At 51.5% G+C, this 4,629-nt stretch carries 3 protein-coding genes, 1 tRNA gene and 2 rRNA genes; 3 read left to right on the forward strand and 3 right to left on the reverse strand.

Annotation, left to right across the window (positions count from 1 at the left end; genetic code table 11):
• From HP459_RS21535 to HP459_RS21545, 3 genes are all read left to right on the forward strand, one after another.
• A partial coding sequence (locus tag HP459_RS21535) for an HlyD family secretion protein (RefSeq protein WP_171936812.1) occupies positions 1-320 on the forward strand: 320 nt, incomplete at its 5' end.
• A gap of 11 nt (positions 321-331) precedes the next feature.
• Positions 332-3,445: an efflux RND transporter permease subunit gene (locus tag HP459_RS21540; RefSeq protein ID WP_022649576.1), complete on the forward strand. Its 3,114-nt coding sequence runs from the start codon at positions 332-334 to the stop codon at positions 3,443-3,445.
• A 247-nt stretch (positions 3,446-3,692) separates the two neighbouring features.
• Positions 3,693-3,914: a lipoprotein gene (locus HP459_RS21545; protein ID WP_003860364.1), complete on the forward strand. Its 222-nt coding sequence runs from the start codon at positions 3,693-3,695 to the stop codon at positions 3,912-3,914.
• 347 nt (positions 3,915-4,261) lie between these two features.
• Here HP459_RS21545 and rrf (HP459_RS21550) read toward each other — a convergent pair.
• The 3 genes from rrf (HP459_RS21550) to rrf (HP459_RS21560) form a co-directional block, all read right to left on the reverse strand.
• Positions 4,262-4,377: ribosomal RNA gene (rrf, locus tag HP459_RS21550) — 5S ribosomal RNA — on the reverse strand.
• A 43-nt stretch (positions 4,378-4,420) separates the two neighbouring features.
• Positions 4,421-4,496 (reverse strand) — tRNA-Thr (locus tag HP459_RS21555).
• 14 nt (positions 4,497-4,510) lie between these two features.
• A 5S ribosomal RNA gene (gene rrf / locus HP459_RS21560) occupies positions 4,511-4,626 on the reverse strand.
• Positions 4,627-4,629 lie beyond the last annotated feature (3 nt).

Genomic DNA, 4,629 nt, shown 5'->3' on the forward strand with positions numbered 1-4,629 from the left:
TCCCTAACCCTCAGCATATGCTGTTACCGGGTATGTTTGTCCGTGCACGCATTGACGAAGGCACACAGCCTGATGCCATCCTTGTTCCCCAGCAGGGGGTAACCCGTACACCTCGCGGTGATGCAACCGTGCTTGTGGTAAACGATAAAAACCAGGTGGAATCTCGCACTGTCGTTGCACCGCAGGCGATTGGCGATCGGTGGTTGATCACGGAAGGTCTGAAAAATGGCGACCGCGTCATTATCAGCGGCCTGCAAAAAGTTCGCCCTGGCGTCACCGCCGTGGCTATTCCTGATACCGCCGCGACTCCAGCCAGTTAAGGGATAACGAGATGGCTAATTTCTTTATTCAACGGCCTGTTTTCGCCTGGGTGCTCTCCATCATTCTGATGATTGCGGGCGGGCTGGCCATTTTAAAACTGCCGGTGGCGCAATATCCAACCATTGCGCCGCCAGCAGTTGCGGTGACAGCGACCTACCCTGGCGCTGATGCCCAGACGGTCCAGGATACCGTGACGCAGGTTATCGAACAGAACATGAACGGAATCGACAATCTGATGTACATGTCGTCCACCAGTGATTCTGCCGGTAACGTCACCATCACCCTGACGTTCGAGTCGGGTACGGATCCTGATATCGCGCAGGTGCAGGTTCAGAACAAACTCCAGCTCGCTATGCCGCTGCTACCGCAAGAAGTACAGCAACAGGGGATCGGCGTGGAAAAATCCAGCAGCAGCTTCCTGCTGGTCGCGGGATTTGTGTCGGATAATAAAAACCTCACTCAGGATGATATCTCCGACTATGTCGCTTCTAACGTAAAAGATGCGATCAGCCGTACTTCCGGCGTCGGTGATGTGCAGCTGTTCGGTGCGCAGTATGCAATGCGCATCTGGCTGGACAGCAACGCGATGAATAAATATCAGCTCACGCCGTTGGATGTCATTAACCAACTGAAAACGCAGAACGACCAGATTGCTGCGGGCCAGTTGGGAGGTACGCCGTCCGTACCAGGGCAGCAACTGAACGCCTCAATTATTGCTCAAACGCGCCTGAAATCGCCGGAGGAGTTTGGCCGTGTGACGCTGAAGGTGAACCAGGACGGTTCAATGGTCCACCTGAAAGATGTGGCCCGCATTGAGCTGGGTGGCGAAAACTACAACATGGTCACCAAAATCAATGGCCAGGCAGCAACGGGGCTCGGGATCAAGCTGGCGACTGGCGCAAACGCGCTGGATACCGCTGCCGCCATTAAGAGTAAACTGGCGCAGTTGCAGCCCTTCTTCCCTCAGGGCCTGAAAGTCGTTTATCCGTACGACACCACACCTTTCGTGAAGATCTCAATCCATGAAGTGGTGAAGACGCTGTTTGAAGCGATCGTTCTCGTGTTCCTGGTGATGTACTTGTTCCTGCAAAACCTGCGGGCAACCCTTATTCCGACTATTGCCGTGCCCGTGGTGCTACTGGGTACCTTTGCGGTACTGGCTGCGTTTGGTTTCTCCATTAACACCCTGACGATGTTCGGGATGGTATTGGCGATAGGTTTGCTCGTCGATGATGCCATCGTGGTGGTTGAGAACGTAGAACGCGTCATGGTTGAGGACAAGCTGCCGCCAAAAGAGGCGACCCAGAAGTCGATGGAGCAAATCCAGGGCGCTCTGGTGGGCATTGCCATGGTGCTTTCAGCGGTGTTTATTCCGATGGCATTTTTTGGAGGTTCAACCGGGGCTATCTATCGCCAGTTCTCGCTGACCATTGTCTCCGCGATGGCCTTATCGGTGCTGGTGGCGTTGATATTAACGCCTGCTTTATGTGCAACGCTGCTCAAACCGGTTTCCAGCGACCATCATGAAAAGAAAGGTGGATTCTTCGGCTGGTTTAACGCGCTTTTTGATAAGAGCGTGGAGCACTACAGCAACAGCGTGAGCGGCATTTTACGTAAGACCGGACGCTATCTGCTGGTTTACGTCATCATCGTCGGCGGCATGGCAGTACTGTTCCTGCGCCTGCCTTCCTCCTTCCTGCCGGAAGAGGATCAGGGGGTGTTTATGACGATGGTTCAGCTGCCGGCAGGGGCGACGCAGATGCGTACCCAGCAGGTACTCGATCAGGTTCAGGACTATTATCTGACGAAAGAGAAAGCGAACGTTGAATCGGTCTTTACCGTAAACGGATTTAGCTTTAGCGGGCAGGGGCAGAACTCCGGTATCGCTTTCGTCAGCCTGAAGCCATGGGAAGAACGCCCGGGCAAGGAAAACGGCGTTGAGGCGATTGTCAGCCGCGCAACGAAAGCGTTTAGCCAGATCAAAGATGGTCTTGTATTTCCGTTTAACCTCCCTGCCATTATTGAACTGGGTACCGCAACAGGCTTTGACTTTGAACTGATTGACCAGGCAAACCTGGGACATACGCAGCTCACGCAGGCACGTAACCAACTGCTTGGCATGGTAAGGGAACATCCTGACTTACTGGTCCGCGTGCGTCCTAACGGACTGGAAGATACGCCACAGTACAAACTGGATGTCGACCAGGAGAAGGCCCAGGCGCTGGGTGTGAGCATATCTGATGTCAATCAGACCATCTCAACAGCATTGGGTGGTACTTATGTGAACGACTTTATCGATCATGGACGCGTGAAAAAAGTTTATGTCCAGGCTGATGCTCGCTTCCGTATGTTACCAGGAGATATTAACGACCTGTATGTGCGTAGTGCTAACGGCGAAATGGTGCCTTTCTCTGCCTTTAGCAGCTCTCACTGGGTGTACGGCTCACCTCGTCTGGAACGTTACAATGGGATGCCATCAATGGAGATCCTCGGTGAGTCTGCGCCAGGCAAAAGTACCGGTGAGGCAATGGAGATGATGGAAAGCCTTGCGTCGAAACTGCCTTCCGGAATTGGCTACGACTGGACGGGGATGTCTTATCAGGAACGTCTTTCCGGAAATCAGGCTCCAGCACTGTATGCCATTTCACTGATTGTGGTGTTCCTGTGTCTGGCGGCTCTCTATGAAAGCTGGTCAATTCCATTCTCGGTCATGCTGGTTGTGCCCCTGGGGGTGATCGGCGCGCTTCTGGCTGCATCAATACGTGGGCTGAACAATGACGTTTACTTCCAGGTTGGTCTGCTTACGACAATTGGTTTATCAGCCAAAAACGCCATACTGATCGTTGAGTTCGCCAAGGATCTTATGGATAAAGAAGGCAAAGGGATTATTGAAGCCACGCTGGAAGCCTCACGTATGCGTCTGCGCCCTATCCTGATGACCTCTCTGGCATTTATCCTTGGTGTTATGCCTCTGGTCATCAGTAGTGGCGCAGGTAGTGGGGCACAAAACGCTGTCGGGACGGGCGTGATGGGCGGGATGCTGTCAGCCACTCTGCTGGCCATTTTCTTTGTTCCTGTTTTCTTCGTTGTTGTCCGGAGACGGTTTACAAAGCATAAGGATTAATGAAAATCATAAAGGCACCTCTGGTGCCTTTATGATTTCCTGTCAGCATTCTAATAAAAAGACATCTCTTCACATTTCCTCCATAAATAATCAACGCCCCTCTTTTTTCTCCATGATTTTTACAATCCACACAATTTGAGATTATTCCCCGTGCTGTATGGTATTAGTGCGGTGGTAAAATAATCATCAATTCGTAAATTGCCGCATCGGCTCTTAAGCGAATAAGCGATCATATTGAGGTAACATCATGAAAAGATTCCTTTCCGTTGCACTTCTCGCTGCGCTGCTTGCTGGTTGCGCGCACGACTCTCCCTGTGTACCGGTATACGACGATCAGGGGCGACTGGTTCACACCAATACCTGTATGAAGGGGACTACCCAGGATAACTGGGAAACAGCAGGTGCGATTGCCGGTGGCGCCGCAGCAATAGCTGGCCTGACTCTCGGTATTGTCGCCCTGACTAAATAATACTTTTAAAAGCGCGGCCATCGCCGCGCTTTTATTTTATCTAATCAAAGGGATGTATATTTCCCCTCTCAGATATCATCAGATAATTTTTAGATTCAGTATCCTGTTTTTTTTATAGCCCTATTTCCTTACCTATACAACCTCAGTCTGAATCACTGAATTGATTTAACGCTGCTGCGAGTAAGCATTATGCATTCCGTGAATTCATTTATAGCTGGGTTAAGACGCTTTAATACGTCAGTAAGGTATTAACGGCACTCGTTGGAATATCTGATAAGTAAATTGGTTTAGCTGAGGGCATAACGCAAAAAGGCCATCCTTTCGGATGGCCTTTCTACTTGTTTGATGTCTGGCAGTTCCCTACTCTCACATGGGGAGACCCCACACTACCATCGGCGCTACGGCGTTTCACTTCTGAGTTCGGCATGGGGTCAGGTGGGACCACCGCGCTAAAGCCGCCAGACAAATTCTTTTACTTCTTGCCGAACTTTAACCTAAGTATAAAGTGGTGCTGATACCCAGAGTCGAACTGGGGACCTCACCCTTACCAAGGGTGCGCTCTACCAACTGAGCCATATCAGCACGCTAAATTTGATGCCTGGCAGTTCCCTACTCTCACATGGGGAGACCCCACACTACCATCGGCGCTACGGCGTTTCACTTCTGAGTTCGGCATGGGGTCAGGTGGGACCACCGCGCTAAAGCCGCCAGGCAA

The sequence above is a fragment of the Enterobacter sp. CM29 genome (assembly GCF_013179605.1).
Lineage (GTDB): Bacteria > Pseudomonadota > Gammaproteobacteria > Enterobacterales > Enterobacteriaceae > Enterobacter > Enterobacter intestinihominis.